The organism is Shewanella sp. 10N.261.52.F9 (assembly GCF_041471165.1).
In the GTDB taxonomy this organism is placed as follows: domain Bacteria; phylum Pseudomonadota; class Gammaproteobacteria; order Enterobacterales; family Shewanellaceae; genus Shewanella; species Shewanella marinintestina.
On sequence record NZ_JBFRNX010000057.1, the window covers coordinates 1 to 470 of the forward strand.

The 470-nt window shown below is 54.9% G+C and carries 1 protein-coding gene; it reads left to right on the plus strand.

Features of this window, described 5'->3' with window-relative positions; all coding sequences use genetic code 11:
* A partial coding sequence (locus AB4298_RS21245) for a VCBS domain-containing protein (RefSeq protein WP_371988328.1) occupies positions 1–470 on the plus strand: 470 nt, incomplete at both ends.

Sequence of the window (470 nt, forward strand, 5' to 3'; positions counted from 1 at the left end):
TTTGATGTCACGGTAACCGACGCCAACGGCGCCTTTACCACCCAAACCGTCACCATGACCATTAACGGCACCAATGACGCGCCAGTCATTACGCCATCGCCTGACGATGAAGCCGGTGAAGTGATTGAGGCCGGTGTGCAGCCTGGCGGTAACACCGCAGAGCCAGGGGTGATGATGGTACAAGGTGACTTGGATGCCACCGACCCCGATAGCGGCGATACTCAAACCTGGTCATTTGCGCCACAGGCCAGTGTTTACGGAACCTTTAGTATTAACCCCGCGACCGGCGAGTGGACTTACACCCTCAATGACAGCACCGACAATAACAGTCCGGTGAACCAATTAGCCCTCGGTGACACTGTCACTGAAACCTACACCGTGACGGTCACCGACAGCAACGGCGATACTGACACCCAAGATGTCGTTATTACCATTACCGGTACCAACGATATTCCTGAGCTGACCATCAG